20 protein-coding genes and 1 tRNA gene are annotated in these 17,527 nt (G+C 67.8%); 12 read left to right on the top strand and 9 right to left on the bottom strand.

Annotated features, from left to right (window positions below; all coding sequences use genetic code 11):
* Window positions 1–53: 53 nt before the first annotated feature.
* Entirely contained in the window at window positions 54–638 is a 585-nt protein-coding gene (locus ACFCYE_RS15140) for a DNA modification methylase (protein WP_376179996.1), read from the bottom strand.
* A 134-nt stretch (window positions 639–772) separates the two neighbouring features.
* Here ACFCYE_RS15140 and ACFCYE_RS15135 point away from each other — a divergent pair, with 134 nt between their 5' ends.
* The 5 genes from ACFCYE_RS15135 to ACFCYE_RS15115 all read left to right on the top strand — a co-directional run bounded on the left by ACFCYE_RS15135 (window position 773) and on the right by ACFCYE_RS15115 (window position 5,702).
* Entirely contained in the window at window positions 773–1,255 is a 483-nt protein-coding gene (locus ACFCYE_RS15135) for a CarD family transcriptional regulator (RefSeq protein ID WP_120229576.1), read from the top strand.
* Between the two features lie 70 nt (window positions 1,256–1,325).
* Window positions 1,326–2,531, top strand: coding sequence for a 2-C-methyl-D-erythritol 4-phosphate cytidylyltransferase (gene ispD / locus ACFCYE_RS15130; protein ID WP_376179994.1), 1,206 nt, complete (start codon window positions 1,326–1,328; stop codon window positions 2,529–2,531).
* A 103-nt stretch (window positions 2,532–2,634) separates the two neighbouring features.
* The gene (cysS, locus tag ACFCYE_RS15125; protein ID WP_376179992.1) at window positions 2,635–4,038 is read left to right on the top strand and encodes a cysteine--tRNA ligase; all 1,404 of its coding nucleotides are present in this window, start codon (window positions 2,635–2,637) and stop codon (window positions 4,036–4,038) included.
* Window positions 4,031–5,047, top strand: a complete 1,017-nt coding sequence (gene rlmB / locus ACFCYE_RS15120) for a 23S rRNA (guanosine(2251)-2'-O)-methyltransferase RlmB (protein ID WP_376179991.1) — start codon at window positions 4,031–4,033, stop codon at window positions 5,045–5,047. The genes cysS and rlmB overlap by 8 nt, the downstream gene beginning before the upstream one ends.
* 13 nt (window positions 5,048–5,060) lie before the next feature.
* Window positions 5,061–5,702, top strand: coding sequence for an NAD(P)-dependent oxidoreductase (locus ACFCYE_RS15115; protein ID WP_376179989.1), 642 nt, complete (start codon window positions 5,061–5,063; stop codon window positions 5,700–5,702).
* Between the two features lie 71 nt (window positions 5,703–5,773).
* On the opposite strand, the gene ACFCYE_RS15110 is transcribed toward ACFCYE_RS15115, so the two are convergent.
* From ACFCYE_RS15110 to ACFCYE_RS15100, 3 genes are all read right to left on the bottom strand, one after another.
* Window positions 5,774–6,178 carry a hypothetical protein gene (locus tag ACFCYE_RS15110; protein ID WP_376179987.1) on the bottom strand — a complete coding sequence of 135 codons (405 nt, stop codon included), beginning with the start codon at window positions 6,176–6,178 and terminating at the stop codon, window positions 5,774–5,776.
* A gap of 102 nt (window positions 6,179–6,280) precedes the next feature.
* The gene (locus ACFCYE_RS15105) at window positions 6,281–7,585 is read right to left on the bottom strand and encodes a DUF4032 domain-containing protein (protein WP_376179985.1); all 1,305 of its coding nucleotides are present in this window, start codon (window positions 7,583–7,585) and stop codon (window positions 6,281–6,283) included.
* 88 nt (window positions 7,586–7,673) lie between these two features.
* Window positions 7,674–8,780, bottom strand: a complete 1,107-nt coding sequence (locus ACFCYE_RS15100; RefSeq protein WP_376179983.1) for an ABC transporter ATP-binding protein — start codon at window positions 8,778–8,780, stop codon at window positions 7,674–7,676.
* 217 nt (window positions 8,781–8,997) lie between these two features.
* On the opposite strand from ACFCYE_RS15100, the gene ACFCYE_RS15095 reads away from it, so the two are divergent.
* The 3 genes from ACFCYE_RS15095 (at window position 8,998) to ACFCYE_RS15085 (ending at window position 11,178) form a co-directional block, all read left to right on the top strand.
* Window positions 8,998–9,990 carry a DsbA family protein gene (locus ACFCYE_RS15095; RefSeq protein WP_376179981.1) on the top strand — a complete coding sequence of 331 codons (993 nt, stop codon included), beginning with the start codon at window positions 8,998–9,000 and terminating at the stop codon, window positions 9,988–9,990.
* An 84-nt stretch (window positions 9,991–10,074) separates the two neighbouring features.
* A tRNA-Thr gene (locus tag ACFCYE_RS15090) sits at window positions 10,075–10,147 on the top strand.
* A 44-nt stretch (window positions 10,148–10,191) separates the two neighbouring features.
* Window positions 10,192–11,178, top strand: a complete 987-nt coding sequence (locus ACFCYE_RS15085; RefSeq protein ID WP_376179979.1) for an aldo/keto reductase — start codon at window positions 10,192–10,194, stop codon at window positions 11,176–11,178.
* Here ACFCYE_RS15085 and ACFCYE_RS15080 read toward each other — a convergent pair.
* Window positions 11,166–11,561 (bottom strand): MmcQ/YjbR family DNA-binding protein, encoded by a 396-nt coding sequence (locus tag ACFCYE_RS15080; RefSeq protein WP_376179977.1) that lies wholly within the window; start codon window positions 11,559–11,561, stop codon window positions 11,166–11,168. The genes ACFCYE_RS15085 and ACFCYE_RS15080 overlap by 13 nt on opposite strands.
* Entirely contained in the window at window positions 11,561–12,217 is a 657-nt protein-coding gene (locus ACFCYE_RS15075; RefSeq protein WP_376179975.1) for an SOS response-associated peptidase family protein, read from the bottom strand. Before ACFCYE_RS15075 ends, ACFCYE_RS15080 begins: the two co-directional genes overlap by 1 nt.
* A 54-nt stretch (window positions 12,218–12,271) precedes the next feature.
* Between ACFCYE_RS15075 and ACFCYE_RS15070 the strand changes: the two genes are divergently transcribed.
* Window positions 12,272–13,213 carry a DMT family transporter gene (locus ACFCYE_RS15070; protein ID WP_376179973.1) on the top strand — a complete coding sequence of 314 codons (942 nt, stop codon included), beginning with the start codon at window positions 12,272–12,274 and terminating at the stop codon, window positions 13,211–13,213.
* Between the two features lie 19 nt (window positions 13,214–13,232).
* On the opposite strand, the gene ACFCYE_RS15065 is transcribed toward ACFCYE_RS15070, so the two are convergent.
* Both ACFCYE_RS15065 and msrB read right to left on the bottom strand, forming a co-directional pair.
* A complete protein-coding gene (locus ACFCYE_RS15065) occupies window positions 13,233–13,778 on the bottom strand; it encodes a nitroreductase family protein (protein WP_376179971.1) in 546 nt (181 codons plus the stop codon).
* Entirely contained in the window at window positions 13,775–14,194 is a 420-nt protein-coding gene (gene msrB, locus ACFCYE_RS15060; RefSeq protein WP_376179969.1) for a peptide-methionine (R)-S-oxide reductase MsrB, read from the bottom strand. The genes ACFCYE_RS15065 and msrB overlap by 4 nt, the downstream gene beginning before the upstream one ends.
* A 283-nt stretch (window positions 14,195–14,477) precedes the next feature.
* Here msrB and ACFCYE_RS15055 point away from each other — a divergent pair, with 283 nt between their 5' ends.
* The 3 genes from ACFCYE_RS15055 (at window position 14,478) to groL (ending at window position 17,139) form a co-directional block, all read left to right on the top strand.
* Window positions 14,478–14,735 carry a DUF3263 domain-containing protein gene (locus tag ACFCYE_RS15055; RefSeq protein WP_376179968.1) on the top strand — a complete coding sequence of 86 codons (258 nt, stop codon included), beginning with the start codon at window positions 14,478–14,480 and terminating at the stop codon, window positions 14,733–14,735.
* 68 nt (window positions 14,736–14,803) lie between these two features.
* Window positions 14,804–15,361, top strand: a complete 558-nt coding sequence (locus tag ACFCYE_RS15050) for a LytR C-terminal domain-containing protein (protein WP_376179966.1) — start codon at window positions 14,804–14,806, stop codon at window positions 15,359–15,361.
* A gap of 158 nt (window positions 15,362–15,519) precedes the next feature.
* Entirely contained in the window at window positions 15,520–17,139 is a 1,620-nt protein-coding gene (groL, locus tag ACFCYE_RS15045) for a chaperonin GroEL (protein WP_376179964.1), read from the top strand.
* Window positions 17,140–17,206: 67 nt separating this feature from the next.
* Here groL and ACFCYE_RS15040 read toward each other — a convergent pair whose 3' ends face one another.
* A complete protein-coding gene (locus tag ACFCYE_RS15040; RefSeq protein WP_376179962.1) occupies window positions 17,207–17,494 on the bottom strand; it encodes a WXG100 family type VII secretion target in 288 nt (95 codons plus the stop codon).
* Window positions 17,495–17,527 lie beyond the last annotated feature (33 nt).

Below are 17,527 nucleotides of genomic sequence, written 5' to 3'. Positions count from 1 at the left end.
GGCCGGTCACCCGCTTCGGGGACCGGCCTTCATCGATGTCGGGATGCCGAGGCTCAGTGCTCCTCGGACTCCGAGGCATCCGGCTTGTCGGTGGGAACCGGCGTCTCGGTGGGGACGGTGACCTCATCGTCGAGGACGATTTCCTCTTCGGCGGATTCCGGCACGAGGTCGGAGTAGTAGGGGAGGGCGCCGTCGAGCACGGGGACGCTGACCGCGTCGCCCGTTCCGTCGCCGGACTGGAAGTAGACCTCGACCGTGGAGCCTGGCGCGAAGCTCAGGTCGCCGTCGGCGTCCGCGCTGTCCAGCAGCAGCGGCTCCTCGTTCGCGCCGAGGCTGACGGTCTCTTCGGCCGGGACCTCGACCTCGAAGGGCTCGAGACCCTGCAGCTCCACCGTGACGACGACGTCTTCGCCGGTGGGGTTCACGAACGCCGCTACCAGGTTGCCCAGCTCACCGCTCTCGTCGGCGATGATCATCGCGTTGCGGATGGCGACGGGGCCGGACGAGTCGGCGACGTTCACCCCGTCGGATGCCGAGTAGGCGATTGTGCTCGCCTGCGGGGTGATGAAGGTGCACCCCGTCGCACCCGTCAGCACGACAGCGCTGAGAACGACAGACGCAACAAGGCGCGATTTCACGGGTCCTCCTGAGATGCGGCGGGAAATGCACGTCCATTCTATGCGTACGCCGGGCGGCCGTCGGGACGATGCGGCGCAAACCTTAGTGCATGTCGCCTGTGGTATCCTGGAGGTTGCCGAAAGGACACGCTTTTATGCTTTTTGAGGTTGGCGAGACCGTCGTCTATCCGCACCACGGAGCCGCGACGATCATCGAGGTCAAGGACCGTATCATCAAGGGCGAGACGAAGAAGTATCTGAAGCTCAACGTCACGCAGGGGGATCTGATCATCGAGGTCCCCGCCGAGAACGTCGACCTCGTCGGGGTCCGCGACGTGATCGGCAAAGAAGGGCTCGACCACGTGTTCGAGGTGCTGCGCGCTCCGTTCACCGAAGAGCCGACCAACTGGTCGCGTCGCTACAAGGCGAACCTCGAGAAGCTCGCTTCAGGTGACGTGATCAAGGTCAGCGAGGTCGTTCGCGATCTCTGGCGCCGCGATCAGGACCGCGGGCTCTCCGCGGGCGAGAAGCGCATGCTGGCGAAGGCGCGTCAGATCCTCATCTCCGAGCTGGCGCTCGCGGAGAAGATCGACGAGGACAAGGCGGGTTCGCTCCTCGACGAGGTGCTCGCTTCCTGAGCCGATGATTCATGAGAAAGGCGGATGCTCCGGCATCCGCCTTTGTCGTCTCCGCCGGTAACGTGAGAACGTGACTGCGCTGCCCGTACTCGATACCGCCATCATCGTCGTCGCGGCCGGTTCCGGCACGCGACTCGGAGCCGGCGCCCCCAAGGCTCTGATCGCCATCGATGAGCGCTCGATCCTGCGCCACGCGCTCGACGGCGTCTTCGCCGCATCGCCGATGCAGGTGATCGTGGTCGCGCCGGCCGGATTCGAAGGGGAGGCCGAGAGCGCGTTGTCGGCTGCAGCGGGTGATCGTGCCGACGTCGGACGGGTCGTCACCGGCGGTCCGACCAGGCAGCTCTCGGTGGCGGCCGGACTCGGCGCGCTGCGGGGCGAGGTCACGACCGTGCTCGTGCACGACGCCGCGCGCGCACTGACCCCACCGGCTCAGATCGAGGCCGTCGCCCGAGCCGTCACCGCCGACGCCGGAGCGATCCCCGTGCTGGCGGTGGTCGACACGCTCAAGCGCATCGACAGCACGTCGATCGTCGAGGCCGTCGATCGCGCTGAGCTCGCTGCGGCCCAGACGCCGCAGGGATTTCCCCGCCTGCCGCTCGAGGCCGCCTATGCGTCGGCGCTCTCCGCGGCGGTGGAATACACCGACGACGCAGCGTTGTACGCCGCGGCCGGGCATGTCGTGCATCACATCGCCGGGTCCGAGCGCGCGTTCAAGATCACCACTCCGGCCGATCTCGAGCGCGCGCAGCTGCTGCTGGGGGCGGTGCCCGCGGCATCCGATCCGGTGGTTCCCGTCGTCGGAATCGGCACCGACGTGCACGCCTTCGGTGGCAAGGGCGACCTGTGGCTCGCCGGACTGGAATGGCCGGGCGAGCCTGCGCTTTCCGGACATTCCGACGGGGATGCCGTCGCCCATGCCATTGTCGACGCTCTGCTCGGCGCTGCCGGACTCGGTGATATCGGCCAGCACTTCGGCACCTCGCACCCCGAGTTCGGCGGCGCGCATGCCGACGTCTTCCTGGCGCGAACGCTCGAGCTGGTGAACGATGCAGGCTGGAGGATCGGGAACGTCTCCGTGCAGTTCCAGGGCAATCGCCCGCGGTTCAGCGCGCGACGCGCTGAGGCCGAGGCCGCGCTGTCGAGCGCCCTCGGCGGAGCGCGGGTGACCGTATCCGCGACGACCACCGACGGTCTCGGGTTCAGCGGCCGCGGCGAGGGGATCTCGGTGATGGCCGTCGCCGTTCTCGTGCCGGACGTTTCACGGATCCGATGACGAATCGCGGAGGAATCTCCCCGATCCGTCCGTGATTCGTCACACCGTCCGTGATTCGTCGCCTGCAGGCGGCCGTTCAGCACCGCCCCGGTAGGCTGTTGCAGTGACCATCCGCCTCTACGACACCCGCGCACAGCAGCTGCGCGACTTCGTGCCTCTCGATCCCGAGAACATCACGATGTACGTGTGCGGACCCACGGTGCAGTCCGGCCCGCACATCGGGCATGTCCGCAGCGCCCTGAGCTACGACATCCTGCGACGATGGCTGCAGCACCGCTACGGGCGCGTCACGGTCGTGCGCAATGTCACCGACATCGACGACAAGGTGCTCGCCAACGGTACGGATGCCGAGCCCTGGTGGGCCTTGGCATATCGGATGGAGCAGGAGTTCACCGCCGCGTACGCCGGCATCGGCATCCTGCCCCCGACGTATGAACCTCGAGCGACCGGATCCATCCCGCAGATGCAGGAGCTGATCCAGACGCTCATCGACGGAGGGCACGCCTATGCGGCCCCCGACGGATCGGGCGATGTCTACTTCGACGTGCGCTCCTGGGCCGCATACGGCGAACTGACGCGACAGTCCGCCGACGCCATGGAGGCCGCCGAGGACGCTGACCCTCGTGGCAAGCGCAACCCGCAGGACTTCGCCCTCTGGAAGGGCGCCAAGCCGGACGAACCGGCGGATGCGGTGTGGCGGTCGCCCTGGGGCGACGGGCGCCCCGGCTGGCACATCGAGTGCTCTGCCATGTCGAAGCGGTATCTCGGTGCAGAATTCGACATCCACGGCGGAGGCCTCGACCTGCGCTTCCCGCACCACGAGAACGAGCTCGCGCAGTCGACGGCGGCCGGTGACGGCTTCGCGCGGTACTGGGTGCACAACGGCCTCGTGACGGTGAACGGCCAGAAGATGTCGAAGTCGCTGGGCAACTTCACGCCCGCCGCCGACGTGCTCGCCGCACACGACCCGCTGGTGGTGCGCTACGCGCTCGCCGCCGCGCACTATCGGTCGAGTCTCGACCTGACGGAATCGTCATGGGGAGAGGCTGACGCGGCGCTCGGTCGGATCCGGACGTTCGTGGAGCGCGCGGTGCGCGCCGTCGGCGATGACGCGGTGCACGACTCCGAGATCCCGGTTGCCTTCGCGACGGCGATGGACGACGACCTCGGCATCCCCCAGGCGCTGGCGGTGCTGCATGAGGCCGTGCGCGTCGGGAACACCGCTCTGGATGCTCGTGACGCCGACGCCGTCCGGAGCGCACTCGGCTCGGTGCTGGCGATGCTGACGATTCTCGGCCTCGACCCGCGAGCACGACAGCAGACCGACGCGGAGGGCGGCGAGGCGACAGCCCTGGACGCCCTCGTGCGGACGATGATCGACCAGCGCGCACAGGCGCGGGCTGACAAGGATTGGGCCGCGGCGGATCGCATCCGCGACGCGATCGCGGCCGCAGGCATCACTCTGGAGGACACTCCGGACGGAACACATTGGAGTATCGATGGCTAAGCCAGGCAACCCGTCAGCGGGCAAGGGAAAGAAGAAGGGCCCCACGAAGGGCACCGGAGGCCTCGGCCGCAAGGCGCTCGAGGGGCGCGGACCGACGCCGAAGGCGGAGGACCGCTCGTGGCACGTCGCCGGCAAGCGCAAGGCCGCGGCCGAGCGCTACGCGGCCTCGGGCGGCAAGGGTCGCCCGGGAGTCGCCGGCAAGCGGCAGACCACGGGTGGCAACCCCAACCGCTCCGCACGGTCGAAGGACAACACCGCCGACACCGAGACGGTCACCGGGCGCAACTCCGTGCTCGAGGCGCTGCGCACGAAGATCCCCGCGACCGCGTTGTACATCGCGCAGCGCGTGGAGATGGACGACCGCGTCAAGGAGATGCTCGCGATCGCGAAGAACCGCGACATCCCGATGCTCGAGGTCACGCGTCAGGAGCTGGATCGCATGGCCGGTTTCGACGGCGTGCACCAGGGGGTCGCTCTCAAGGTGCCGCCGTACGAGTACGCGCACCCGCAGGACCTGCTGGAACAGGTGATCGCTCGCAAGGAGGTTCCGCTGTTCGTCGCTCTGGACGGTGTGACGGATCCGCGCAACCTCGGAGCCATCATCCGCTCCACCGCCGCATTCGGCGGTCATGGGATCATCCTGCCGCAGCGGCGCTCCGCCGGTGTCAACTCCGCCGCATGGAAGACGAGCGCCGGGGCCGCTGCCCGCATCCCGGTAGCGCTCGCGACGAACCTCACCGCCCAGCTCAAGGAGTTCAAGAAGCAGGGAGTCTTCGTGCTCGGCCTCGACGGCGACGGCGATGTGTCGCTGCCGCAGCTCGAGCTCGCCGATCGTCCGGTGGTGATCGTCGTCGGATCCGAGGGCAAGGGGCTGTCGCGCCTGGTCACGGAGACCTGCGACCAGATCGTCTCGATCCCGATCTCGACGGCGACAGAGTCGCTGAACGCCGGCATCGCGACGTCCGTCGCCCTGTACCAGGTGTCCACCGTGCGCAACGCGCTGAAGTAGAAGAGGGAACCGCATGGCTCGCATCGTCGTCATCGGAGGAACCGGCTATGCCGGACGTCACATCGTCCAGGAGGCGGTGAACCGCGGTCATGAGGTGATCTCGGTCTCACGCTCCAAGCCGGAGAACCCCGTGGACGGCGCGCTCGCCGTGCAGGGCTCTGTGCTGGACATCGAGGCGCTCGGCGATGTCTTCGACGGTGCGGATGCCGTGGTCTCCGCGCTCTCACCGCGCGGCGACATGGCGGAATCCGTGCTCGGAGCGCTCCGCGGGCTCATCGCGAAGCTGAGTGGCACTCCAACGCGCCTCGGCGTCATCGGCGGTGCCGGTGGCAGCCTGGTCGCCCCCGGTGGCCCTCGGCTGTTCGATCAGGGCTTCCCCGAGGAGTACAAGCACGAGGCGCAGGTCGGCATCGATTCGCTCGCGCTGCTGGAAGAGTCGGATGCCGCGCTCGACTGGTTCTTGGTCCACCCCGCCGAGGTCTTCGGTCCGTGGGCCGAGGGGGAGCGCACCGGGCACTATCGCGATGGCGGCGATGTCCTCGTGCGCGATGACGACGGCAAGTCGTTCATCTCCGGTGCGGACTTCGCCATCGCCATGGTCGACGAGATCGAGCAGGGCAACCATCACCGCGAGCGCTTCACGGTCGGCTATTAGATCGAGATGCCCTGATACCCGCGAAGCGGAGACCGGGGCATCCTGCCAGGATCAGTGCTGGAGCGGCCCGATCAGCGAGTCTTCAACTCGCGCCCGTGCACCGTCAGCGCGTAGATCACGAGAACGTCCAGGGCCAGCACGGTCAGCGACAACCAGGGCTGCGCCGCGAGGAGCGTCAGCTGGGCGATCGCGTTCAGTGCCACGAGGATGATCGCGATCACCCTCGCCCAGGTCGCCCCGCCTGCGAGCGCGAATCCGACCAGCAGGATCAGAGCGCCGAGGATCAGGTGGAACCACCCCCATGCTTCGATGTCCAGCGAGAAGAGACCCGCGTCGGCGATGAAGTAGAGGGTGTCCGGGCCGATCAGGGCCTGCAAGCCGTGGAAGACGTTGAGTGCGCCCGAGATGATGAGGATGACGGCGGCGAAGACGCCCCATCCCACCCAGCCGGTGGCAGCGGTGTTGTTATCGGTCATGGGAGTTCCTTTCCGAAGGCGGATCGGTCCCATTCTGAGAGCAGACCGCGTCGGAGCGCGTCATGCAAGTCGCGTGAATCCGCCTTTGCGCCCGGTCCAGGTCTAAACGAGGTCGCGCCAGTCCAACGCGGCGGTGTCGTCCGACACCGGCACGGCGTCGGTGACGACCGGGATCGCCATCGTCTCCGTGGGCGGGCCCATGATGGTGGCCTCATCGCGACGGTGCCGCAGCACCTCGTTGATGTAGCTCGTCAGCACTTCGGCCAGCGGCACCGAGCGGCCTTGCGCCTGCGACAGGTACCAGCGGTGCTCGAGCACCTGATGGAACACCTCGGCCGGTTCGAGCTTGGCTCGCAGGTCGTAGGGGATGGCGCGGACGACCGGCTCGAAGACGCGCGTGAGCCATTCGTGCGCGTACATCTCTTCGTCCGCCCATTGCTTCTTCGAGCGCGCGCGGAACTCGTCCAGATCGTTCAGCAGCCGTCGAGCCTGGTTCTCCTCGACGTCGAGGCCGGTCAGGCGGATCAGACGGCGCTGGTGGTGTCCTGCGTCGACGACCTTCGGCTGGATCTCGACCAGTGTGCCGTCGGCGGTCGTCGACATCGACATCTCATCGATATCGAACCCGAGGGCGTTGAGACGTTCGACGCGCTCGGTGATGCGCCAGGTCTCGTTCGCGGAGAACGACTCGTGCGCGGTGAGCGCGCCCCACAGCGACCGGTAGGAGGACACGATGCCGTCGGCGATCGCCACGGCATCCACTCCGTGTTCGAGCCGGCCGCCGGCGGCGAGGTCCATGATCTCCCCGGCGACGTTGGTGCGGGCCAGGTCGAGATCGTAGGCGCGCTGACCGTCGGTGAGGCCCTCTTCGTGCAGCTCTCCGGTCTCGGCATCCACGAGGTAGGCGGCGAAGGCCCCGGCATCCCGCCGGAAGAGGGTGTTCGACAGCGAGACGTCGCCCCAGTAGAAGCCGACGTTGTGCAGGCGGACCAGCAGCAGCGCCAGCGCGTCGACGAGACGCGTCGCCGTGTCGGGACGCAGCACCCGGGTGAACAGCGCGCGGTACGGCATCGAGAAGCGCAGGTGCGAGGTGACGAGTGCTGCAGGAAGAACGGTGCCGGCGGCATCCGTCCGCCCGTCGATGACGGCCACGCGAGCCACGCACGGGACGTCGAGCTTGGCGAGGTTGCCGAGCATCTCGTACTCGCGTCGCGCCATCTCGGGTGTCGTCTCCTTGACGGCGACGACGCGTCCTGAGAGGTCCGCGAAGCGCACCAGATGGCGGGAGAGGCCCTTCGGAAGCGACACGATGTGCTCGGACGGCCACTTCCCCAGCGGCACCGACCACGGCAGCTCCAGCAAGCCGGGGTCCACCGCGCTGGCGGTGATGCGCAATGCGTCCTGCATGCCTGTCCTCGCTGCTCTGGGTGTGTGAGGGGAAAACGACGCGGCGCGGGCGACCAGAAGGTCAGCCCGCGCCGCGTGTGTGGCGAACTTACGCCGCCGAGACGATCGGCTTGTCGTTCAGACGCTCACCCGACTCGAGGTCGAACGCGTGCACGTGGCCGGGGTTGGCGGCCAGCGTGACGGTCTCGCCCGCGTTGGGGTGGCTGCGACCGTCGACGCGCGCGACGATGTCCGAGCGCTTGCCGTTGATCTCGGTGTGGCCGTACAGGTAGCCGTCAGCACCGAGCTCCTCGACGAGGTCGACCGTGACCGGGATGCCCTTGCCGTCGGCGGGGCCGACGGTGATGTCCTCGGGGCGGACGCCGACCATGACCTGGCTGCCGTGTGCACGGCCGACCGTGTCGCGGTCGAGCGGGACGACCTCGGAACCGAAGCGCACGCCGCCCTCGGCGAGATCCGCCGGGAACAGGTTCATGGCGGGGGAGCCGATGAAGCCGGCGACGAACACGTTGTTCGGCTTCTCGTACAGATCGCGCGGCGAGCCGACCTGCTGGAGGATGCCGTCCTTGAGGACCGCGATGCGGTCACCCATGGTCAGAGCCTCGGTCTGGTCGTGCGTGACGTAGACCGTCGTGACGCCGAGGCGACGCTGCAGCGACGCGATCTGCGTACGGGTCTGGACGCGGAGCTTGGCGTCGAGGTTCGACAGCGGCTCGTCCATGAGGAACACCTGCGGCTGACGCACGATGGCGCGACCCATGGCGACACGCTGACGCTGACCACCCGACAGGGCCTTCGGCTTGCGGGTCAGGTAGTCCTCGAGGTCGAGGAGCTTCGCAGCCTCGAGAACGCGAGCGGCGCGCTCCTCCTTGTTGATGCCGGCGATCTTGAGCGCGAAGCCCATGTTCTCGGCGACCGTCATGTGCGGGTACAGCGCGTAGTTCTGGAAGACCATCGCGATGTCGCGATCCTTCGGCGGGACGTCCGTGACGTCGCGGTCACCGATGAGGATGCGGCCGGCGTTGACCTCTTCGAGGCCGGCGAGCATGCGCAGGGACGTGGACTTACCGCAACCGGAGGGGCCGACCAGGACGAGGAACTCGCCGTCTCCCACTTCGAGGTTGAGCTTGTCGACAGCGGGACGGGTTCCGCCGGGGTACAGGCGGGTGGCGTCGTCGAAAGTGACAGTTGCCATGGCATTTCTCCTTCACCGGCAGGTACGTGCCGGACGATCCGTTGTGATGGAAGCGGCGGGTACACCCGCCGTGGCCCACCTTTGGGCCGAAATCAGTATGGCATGTCTTTCCGCATCTGGGTATTTCCCAGCCTGCCTCGTTAGCATCGACACCAGTGCTGCTTCACAGAGCGGCCATTTTGGGGGAACCCGTCCCCGCAGACTTTCAAGAGGAACGATGTCGAGCGACGAAACGCCGAACGTCCCCGCCACCCGCAATACCCGCGAGGCGGTCCGGGAGAAGGCACAGCAGGTCAATGCGAAGCAGTCCCGCGCGCGCATCGTGCGTCGGATCATCATCGGGCTGGTGGCGGTGGTCGCTGTCGGTGCGGTAGGCACCGCCGTGGCGATGGCGGTCAATTCTTCGGTGTCAGAACCGACGATGAACCCCGCCGGACTCGACGACGACGGCATCGTCGTCCACGAGATCACCGGGGCGATGGTCGCCAGCGCTGAGATTCCCGCGACGCCGACGGCCGAGCCGACCGAAGCGGGCGAAGAGGCGACTCCGACGCCGGAGCCGACCGCAGCCGGCGCCGTCGACATCCACATCTACGTCGACTACCTGTCGCCCGGCGCCGGCGAGTTCGAGCGCGCCAACGCTCTTCAGCTGACCGGCTGGATCACCGAGGGCGCTGCGAGCGTCACCTACCACCCGGTCTCGCTCCTCACCGCCAACTCCAACGGCACGAAGTACTCGCTGCGCGCTGCGGCGGCCGCGGCCTGCGTGGCCGAGTACTCGCCGACCCAGTTCTACGCCTTCAACCACGAGCTGCTCATCGGTCAGCCCGAGGTCGACAGCGATGGACGTTCGGACGTCGAGCTCGCAGATCTGGCCGGTGCGGTCGGCGTCGACGCCGGCAAGAAGGTGCGCTCGTGCATCGAAGGTCAGGACTTCGTGTCCTGGGCGAAGGACGCCACGGCTCGTGCCCTCGAAGGGCCGCTGCCCGGTTCTGAGGACCTGGCGCTGAGCGCGGCTCCGATGGTCGTCGTCAACGGTCAGGCCTACGTCGGATCGCTCAACGACCCGGCCGAGTTCTCGCAGTTCGTGCTCACCGTCTCCAGCGATGCCTATTACGAGGCGGCCGAGACGGCGACACCGACCCCTGCGCCGTCGGAGACCGCGGTCACGACCGAGACACCGGCTGTGACCGAGACTCCCGCCGAGTGACGTCCCGCTGACATCCCGCTGACCGGTCGTGAGCCGGTCGGTGCGGTGCCATAGACTCTTTCCAGCGGCGCCCCGGCGCCCTACGCCGACTTAGCTCAGCTGGTAGAGCACCTGTCTTGTAAACAGGATGTCGCGGGTTCGAGTCCCGCAGTCGGCTCCGTTTCGCCCTTCGCCCCCAGCCACCGTGCCAGGATGGCTCGCATGGACTACACGCATCTCGGACGCACCGGCACGCAGGTCTCGCGCATCATCCTCGGGACGATGAACTTCGGCGATCGCACCTCGGAAGAGGATTCCTTCGCGATCATGGATCGTGCTCTCGAATTGGGCGTGAACTTCTTCGACACTGCGAACGCGTACGGCGGCAGCGGCGGACGCGGCGCGACCGAGGAGATCATCGGACGCTGGTTCGCGGCGCGTCCCGGCGTGCGGGACGACATCGTGCTGGCCACGAAGGTGCACTCGCCGATGGTGGCACCGACCGACGACGGCGATGTCGTCAACGCCCGCGGCGCGTCGGCCTGGCAGACGCGCCGCGAAGCGATCGGCTCACTGCGCCGGCTGCAGACCGACCGCATCGATCTCTATCAGTTCCACCACATCGACCGTCACATCCCCTGGGAGGAGATGTGGCAGGCGATGGAGCTCCTCGTCTCTCGGGGCGAGGTCGTGTACACCGGCAGCTCGAACTTCGCAGCGTGGAACATCGCGCAGGCGAACGAGATCGCGAAGCAACGGCATTTCCTCGGCCTGGTGAGCGAGCAGTCGCTCTACAACCTCGCTCATCGCACCATCGAGCTCGAAGTCATCCCCGCAGCCCGCGAATACGGTCTCGGCATCCTGCCGTGGTCGCCGCTCAGCGGCGGGCTCCTCAGCGGCGGATCCTCCGATGCGAACGCTCGCTCCAACACCGGCCGTGCCGCCCAGACCCGCGCCGAGCACCAGGACCAGGTCGAGGCGTACGAGCGCTTCGCACAGGAGCGAGGATGGAAGCCCGCCGCGCTGGGGCTCGCGTGGTTGCTGCACCAGCCCGGCGTGACAGGGCCCATCATCGGCCCGCGCACCGTCGCGCAGCTGGAGTCGGCTGTCACCGCTCTCGACATCGAGCTCAGCGCGGACGACCTGCACGCGCTGGACGAGATCTTCCCCGGCCCGGGCGGGCAGGCACCGGAGGCCTACGCCTGGTGAGGTGAGGAGACCCCGAACATGTTCGGGTCGACCGGACGCTGCGCACGCGGAAGCTTCTCGACGACGAGTAGATAGGACTCCGTCACGAGCTCCTCGATCAGCCCTGGTTCGATCGACGGACCAGGAGTCACCGAGATCCAGTGCCTCTTGTTCATGTGATAGCCCGGGGCGACGTCGGCGAAGGCGGCGCACAGTGCTTCGGCGTCTTCGGGATGCGACTTCACGGTCACCATGGCGCGGCCGGAGTGGTGCGTCTGCAGCATGAAGACCTTGCCCCGCACTTTGAACACGTCCCACTCCGGGCCGAAGGGGTGCTCGAGTCCGGCGCCGGGCAGTTCGTCGGCACGTGCCGTCGCTGCTTTCAGCAGGGTTTCGTCATCCATCAGAACAGTTTCTCGTCGACGCCCTTGTCGTTGCTGCGCGGTGTCGCGACGACCCGTTGGTCCAGGGATGCCGCGGCCGCCAGCGCCTCGTCGATCACCTCCCGTCCGCCTTCGGCCTGCAGCCATTCGCGCGCGTAGTCGGTGGGGATGAGCACCGGCATCCGATCGTGGATTCCGGCCAGGTGCTCGGGCGCCGGGCGCATGACGATCGAGAAGCACGTGAACCGTTCGCCGTCGGCTGTCCGCCCCCGCTGCGTCACCGCGGCCATGCCGAACAGTGCGCCGCCGTCGAGACCGAACTCGTGCCACACCCGGTCGGGCTTGCGCAGTTCGAACCAGCCGGTGGCCGGGACGATCGCCCGTGCGCGCGCCTTGCCCGGTTGATCCTGCAGTCGCTCGGATCGCGTGTTGATCGAGGGGAACTTCGCCGGCTCGCCATTCACGAGGAACCCCCACCACGCGGGCTCGAGCGTGGCCTGGCCGTCCTGCGGCACGACGATGGGATTGAGGTTGCGCAGATTCTTGCCGGTCGGGCGGAGCGTCTCGCCGGCATTGCGTTCGGCCCACTCCCGCAGGCCGTCGAGGATGTCGGCATCCGCCTCGGCCAGCAGCTCGGCGTCGGTGAATCGAGGATCGAGTCCATAGCTCGCGCACATGTCGCAAGGGTATCCCCGGGCACGGACATCCGGGCGTTCGGGTAGCGTGACGGAGTGACCCGTATCCGCCAGCTGCCCGCGTTCGCAGGGATCGGCGGTGCCGTGTCGATCGGTGCGATGACCGCGGTCCAGGCCCGTATCAACGGCGTCCTCGGCGTCCGCCTCGACAGCGGCGTCACTGCGGGCCTCGTCTCGTTCGGATCCGGTCTTCTGCTGCTGGTCGTACTGGTCGCGGTGGTGCCCTCCGGGAGATCCGGGATGGCGCGCCTGTGGCGCGGGATCCGGTCCCGCAGCATTCCGCCGTGGATGCTGCTGGGCGGAGCGTGCGGGGCACTGACCGTGACGACGCAGGGCCTGACCGCCGCCGTCCTCGGGGTGTCCCTGTTCACGGTCGGCGTCGTGGCGGGGCAGACGCTGCACGGTCTGATCCTCGACCGGATCGGTTTCGGGCCTGCGGGTGTCGTCGCCGTGACGATGGGACGCGTCGCCGGGGGCGCACTGGCGCTCCTCGCCGTGGTGATCTCGCTCGGCGGCGGAGTGCTGGAGTCCGCACCGTTGTGGATGCTGATCCTGCCCTTCGCCGCAGGCATCGGCATCGCCTGGCAGCAGGCGGCGAACGGACGCCTCGCGCAGACGGTCGAATCGCCCGTGATCGCAACGACCATGAGTTTCATCGCCGGCACGATCGTGCTCGCGATCGGGGCCGGTATCAGTGCGCTCGTGAGTGGACCGCCGAACCCGCTGCCGGCCGAACCGTGGATGTACCTCGGCGGTCTGCTCGGTGTCGTCTACATCTTCCTCGGAGCGGCGCTCGTCGCCCGGACCGGCGTCCTGCTGCTGGGGCTCGGATCCGTACTCGGGCAGCTCGTGACCGCCGTGATCATCGATGCGGTCTGGCCGGCCGAAGCCGGACCCGCGCTCTGGCAGACCATCGCGATGGTGGCTGTGGCCGTGGCCAGCGTCCTCGCCGCGCTGGCACGTCCCCGCCGACGCTGAGTGAAGCAGTCGACAGGGACTACTGCTTCTTCTTCTGCGGCATCCTCGTCAGCAGAGCGCGAGCGTCGACCGGCTTGCGGCGGCCGGGCTTCTTCGCCGGCTTGCCCCCGACGTAGAGCCAGCCGAGCAGCTCCTCATTCTTCTTGAGTCCGTGCGCCTTCGCGACGGCCTTCGAACGGGTGTAGTGGCCCGTGCGCCACAGCACGCCCCAGCCGGCTTCATCGAGAAGCAGGCTCAGCGTGTGGGCGACACCGGAGGCCACGGCCTCCTGCTCCCAGCGCGGAACCTTCTCGCTCGCGCGATAGCTCGCGACCACGGCGATCAGGAGCGGAGCGCGCAGCGGCTTCGACGACGGGTGCTTGTCGCCTTCCGCCTTCGCGATCGCCTTGCCGAGCGCCTCGCGGTCAGCGCCGCGCAGCTCGATGAGCCGCCAAGGGCGCAGTGACGAATGATCTGCGACCCGTCCTGCTGCCGCGACGAGCGGCAGCAGCTCCGCACGAGTCGGAGCCTGCTCGGTGACCTTCGACCAGGACTGACGCGCACGGACGGCGTCGAGTGCACTCACGACTGCGGAGCTTCCGGCACCTCGGGAGTGAAGTTGAGCGCCAGCGAGTTCATGCAGTAGCGGTCGCCGGTCGGCGTGCCGAACCCGTCCGGGAACACATGCCCGAGGTGCGACCCGCAGCTCGCGCAGCGCACTTCCGTGCGCACCATGCCGAGCGTGGTGTCCTCGATGAGCTCGACCGCGTCGGGGCGGACCGACTCGTAGAAGCTGGGCCAACCGCAGCCGGAGTCGAACTTCGTGCCGCTCTTGAACAGCTCCGCACCGCACGCGCCACAGGTGTACAGCCCCGCGCGTTCCTCGTCGAGCAGTTCGCCCGTCCAGGCGCGCTCGGTCGCCGCCTGACGCAGCACCGCGTACTGCTGGTCGCCGAGTTCGGCACGCCATTCGGCGTCGGACTTGTTCACGCTGTAGGACATGAGGACCTCCTGAGTCGATGCTCTGTCTATTCTCGCGCGCCCGAGCGCCTGTCGGCGCGCGCTGGCTGGGAACTCGCACGGTGTGTGGCTGATCGTGGGGTCCTCTCGCGCGCTCGAGCGCCTGTCGGCGCGCGCTGGCTGGGAACTCGCACGGTGTGTGGCTGATCGTGGGGTCCTCTCGCGCGCCCGAGCGCCTGTCGGCGCGCGCTGGCTGGGAACTGGCTGTTCTGGAGAGCCGGGAGTGGCTTCCGGGGATCGGGCACCCGCGGCGTAGGCTTCTGCCATGCTCGGAGACCTGACGGACCGCGACCGCGCGATCCTCGCGTTGGAGGTCTCCTGGCCGCGGCACAGCGGTGCGAAGGAAGAGGCGATCCGCGCGCAGCTCGGGATGAGCCCGGCGCGCTACTACCAACTCCTCTGGCGACTCATCGACACCGAGCAGGCTCTCGAGCACGACCCGCTGCTGGTGCGTCGACTGCGCCGGATCCGAGACTCCCGCGGAGTGCAGCGCAACGTGCGCATGCCGGGCTTCGTCGGCTGAGAACCGCGCGCAGGGCATCCTGAACGTCCCTGATGAGGATGCCGAGATGCATGCCCTAGCATCGAGGGGTGTCCAAGCCCGCTCGTGATCGTTTCGACGATGTCCCCCGCACGTCCGGACGCGTAGGTGCTCACCGCGCCGAGAATCCAGGCAGCAATGGCTGGATGCTCCTGCTGTGGTCCGTCGTCGCCGCACTCGTCCTGCTCGTCGTCGGGATCTTCGTCTCCCTCGTCGTCATGGGGCGCATCGCGCTCTTCCCCTCGGACCAGGAGAGCGTCGCGCCGGCGCCGGAGGAGACCGGGATCGTCGACACCTCGTACTCGGTCATGATCCTGAACGCCACGCCGGACGACGGCCTGGACGATCAGATGCGCGACGAGCTGATCACTGCGGGGTACAACCCCGAGCTCGTCTTCGCGACCGACAGCGACGCTGACGACTTCGCGGACACCACCGTCTACTACGTGGACGACGCGGATGCGGATGCCGCGCTCGGCCTCGCCGGTCTCATCGGTGGGGCGCTCGTCGAGCAGAGCAACGCCTATGCGTCGATGAACACCACCGCTCAGGCGCAGTTGACGATCGTGATCGGGCTCGACCGCACGGCCGAAGCTCCGGCGGAGTAGACCCGCTCCTACACCGTGGCAGGCATCGCGAGGCTGCTGTTTCTCCCTGCGCGTACGCGGCTTGCACTCGATGGGGTCGAGTGCCAGAATGGGCGTTAGCACTCGATCACTCTGAGTGCTAAACCGAACGTAAACGTCCAGGAGGGACGACAAAACTCATGGCAAAGATCATCGCTTTCGATGAGGAGGCCCGTCGCGGTCTCGAGCGCGGCCTGAACATCCTCGCCGACGCTGTCAAGGTGACCCTCGGCCCGCGCGGTCGCAACGTCGTACTCGAGAAGAAGTGGGGCGCACCCACGATCACGAACGACGGCGTCTCGATCGCCAAGGAGATCGAGCTGGACGACCCGTACGAGAAGATCGGCGCGGAGCTCGTCAAGGAGGTCGCCAAGAAGACCGATGACGTCGCGGGTGATGGAACCACCACCGCGACCGTCCTCGCTCAGGCTCTGGTCCGCGAAGGGCTGCGCAACGTCGCGGCCGGCGCTGACCCGATCTCGCTGAAGAAGGGCATCGAGAAGGCTGTCACGGCCATCACCGAGGAGCTCCTCTCCAGCGCCAAGGAGATCGAGTCCAAGGAGGAGATCGCGGCCACGGCATCCATCTCCGCCGCTGACGCCTCGATCGGCGAGCTGATCGCCGAGGCGATCGACAAGGTCGGCAAGGAGGGCGTCGTCACCGTCGAGGAGTCGCAGACCTTCGGCACCGAGCTCGAGCTCACCGAGGGCATGCGCTTCGACAAGGGCTACATCAACCCGTACTTCGTCACGGACCCCGACCGCCAGGAGGCGGTGTTCGAGGAGCCCTACATCCTCATCGCCAACTCGAAGATCTCCAACATCAAGGACCTTCTGCCGGTCGTCGACAAGGTGATCCAGGACGGCAAGGAACTCGTCATCATCGCCGAGGACGTCGAGGGCGAGGCTCTCGCTACTCTCGTGCTCAACAAGATCCGCGGCATCTTCAAGTCGGCTGCCGTCAAGGCTCCCGGCTTCGGCGACCGCCGCAAGGCGCAGCTGCAGGACATCGCGATCCTCACCGGTGGTCAGGTCATCACCGAAGAGGTCGGCCTCAAGCTCGAGAACACCACGCTCGACCTGCTCGGCCGTGCGCGCAAGGTCATCATCACCAAGGATGAGACCACCATCATCGAGGGCGCCGGCGAGGCTGACGCGATCGAGGGTCGCGTGACCCAGATCCGTCGCGAGATCGACAACACCGACAGCGACTACGACCGCGAGAAGCTCCAGGAGCGCCTCGCGAAGCTGGCCGGTGGCGTCGCCGTCATCAAGGCGGGCGCTGCGACCGAGGTCGAGCTCAAGGAGCGCAAGCACCGCATCGAGGACGCCGTCCGCAACGCGAAGGCTGCTGTGGAAGAGGGCATCGTCCCCGGCGGTGGCGTCGCGCTCATCCAGGCGGGCACCAAGGCACTCGACGCTCTGGAGCTCGACGGCGACGAGGCGACCGGTGCGAACATCGTTCGTGTCGCGATCTCGGCTCCGCTGAAGCAGATCGCCCTCAACGCCGGCCTCGAGCCGGGTGTCGTCGCGGCGAAGGTCGCGGAGCTCCCGAGCGGCCAGGGCCTCAACGCGGCCACGGGCGAGTACGTCGAGATGTTCGCAGCGGGCATCATCGACCCGGCCAAGGTGACGCGTTCGGCTCTGCAGAACGCGGCGTCGATCGCCGGTCTGTTCCTCACCACCGAGGTCGTCGTCGCCGACAAGCCCGAGAAGAACCCGGCTCCGGCCGGCGACCCCACGGGTGGCATGGACTTCTGAGTCCAGACGTTCCACACAGAAACGCCCCGGCCGAGGCCGGGGCGTTTCTGCGTTCCGCCGCGGGGGATCAGCGGAACAGGCTCGCGGAATAGGCGTCGGCGTCATCGTAGTTCCGGGAGGCATTGCCCAGTGCGACACTGATGGATGCGAGCGCCTGCTCGACGTGCAGCTGCGCGGAACGCCACTGCTCGCCGCAGGTCTGGAACGCGGCGGATGCGTTGCCGGTCCAGGAGGACTGCAACTGCGTCAACTGCGCCGCCAGCGCGGTGGACTCGGCCTGCAGCCGCTCGACGGTGCCACGAGCGGCGGCGGTTGCGGCCTTGACGGCTTCGGTGTCGACGCTGAAGACGGACATGGGAACTCCTCTCGTTGCCCGGCGTCAGCCGCC

The organism is Microbacterium sp. NPDC056234, from assembly GCF_042267585.1.
GTDB lineage: Bacteria > Actinomycetota > Actinomycetes > Actinomycetales > Microbacteriaceae > Microbacterium.
Note: the sequence above shows the minus strand (reverse complement) of the source record. Positions and strands in the feature narration are given on the sequence as shown.